The organism is Cupriavidus sp. SHE (assembly GCF_000812445.1).
Classification (GTDB): domain Bacteria; phylum Pseudomonadota; class Gammaproteobacteria; order Burkholderiales; family Burkholderiaceae; genus Cupriavidus; species Cupriavidus metallidurans.
In genome coordinates, this window is sequence record NZ_JWMB01000101.1 from 1 (window position 1) to 1,446 (window position 1,446).

The following is a 1,446-nucleotide window of genomic DNA, read 5'->3' on the forward strand; positions in this document are numbered from 1 at the left end:
TAGAGTGCGAAACGCACTGCGACAGTTGCCCAGTCCATTGCAGCTTACTTGACGGTGAAGGTGATATTGCCGTTGATCGGATGGGTGTCGGACGACACAGCGCGCCATTCCACACGATAGTTGCCGGGGCTGAGCGGCTGCGTAGGCGTGACCACCATGGTCTTGGGATCGTCGCCGCCGGCGACCTTTGCTGCGATCTTCATCGGCGAGTGGTCAGCCATGCCCGGCATGCCGGTCATCAGCAGATTTGCGCCTGAGAACTGCGTCGAAAGATTCTCCGAGAACTTCAGTTCGATCTTTTGGGGAGCGGCGACTTCCGCCTTGTCAGCGGGTGTCGATGTGAGCAGCTTCGGGTGCGCAAAGGCCACGGAGCTGACGAGCAATGCGGCAGCCGCGAGGGTCGCACGAATAGTGAGGCGTGATGCTTGCATGAAAAACTCCAATTGCTGGTGGGGTGAGAAAGGATAAAGACGATCAGAACCACATGCGAATACCCGCGACGAAGCGCGTCTCGCCGCTGCGACCGCCGGAGGCTCGGACCATGTTTGCGGTATTGCCAAAGCTTTGCGAGCGTTCGATACCGATGTACGGCGCAAACTGCCGGCTAAATTCATAGCGCAATCGCACTCCGACAGCGCCGCTGGAAAGGCCACTGCCGATACCGATTTCGGGGTCGTTCTTGCCGTACAGGCTGGCTTCCAACCTGGGCTGCAAGATCAGCCTCTGGGTCAGCAGCAAATCATACTCACCGGAAAGGCGCAGCGCGGTTCGTCCCTCGGTGCCGACATAGCCGGTTGCCTCGACTTCGAACCAGTAAGGCGCCAACCCTTGCACACCGAACGCAAGCCAGTTGCGTGCAGGGCGCCCATAGCCGGCGTCGTTCCGGACACCCAGTTGGGTGTCCCAATACGTGGCAATGGCGTGTCCCCACAACAGTTCGGTGCGGGCTTCGGGAACCTTGCCCTTTTCCACCTCGCCTTCTGCCTTGATCACGAACTTGTTGAACGCATTCCCAATCCACGCCTGCGCTTCGTAGGATGCCGCATTGCTTTCGTTGCCTTTGGTCCATTCAAGGCGATCAACGAGAACGGACGCGAAGATATGTTCGTCCGCCATATGCAGCGACCGGCTGGGGCCAATCGCGTATTGGCCGACGCCGAGCTTTGCGCCGTCGGAATAAGCATCTGGATCTCTGGCGTCCGGCGGAGCGCTTCCACCCTGCATCTGCATGGCGCCATGATCCATGCCCTGCATTGAGCCCTGGTCCATGCCTTGCATTTTGCTGTGGTCCATGCCCTGCATTGAGCCCTGGTCCATGCCTTGCATCTTGCTGTGGTCCATGCCCTGCATTGAGCCCTGGTCCATGCCTTGCATCTTGCTGTGGTCCATGCCCTGCATCGAGCCCTGGTCCATGCCCTGCATCTTGCTGTGGTCCATGCCCTGCAT

The 1,446-nt window shown here is 59.4% G+C and carries 2 protein-coding genes; both read right to left on the reverse strand.

All coding sequences use genetic code 11. The annotated features are described in order from the left end of the window. Positions 1–44 precede the first annotated feature (44 nt). Positions 45–431: a copper homeostasis periplasmic binding protein CopC gene (copC, locus tag RN01_RS31455; protein ID WP_008652096.1), complete on the reverse strand. Its 387-nt coding sequence runs from the start codon at positions 429–431 to the stop codon at positions 45–47. Positions 432–474: 43 nt separating this feature from the next. Beyond that, on the reverse strand, positions 475–1,446 hold a 972-nt coding region (locus tag RN01_RS31460; protein ID WP_052261207.1), incomplete at its 5' end, for a copper resistance protein B.

Bases quoted from the DNA above. Each gene is read 5' to 3' on its own strand.
- copC (WP_008652096.1), bottom strand. From the start codon at position 431: ATGCAAGCATCACGCCTCACTATTCGTGCGACCCTCGCGGCTGCCGCA.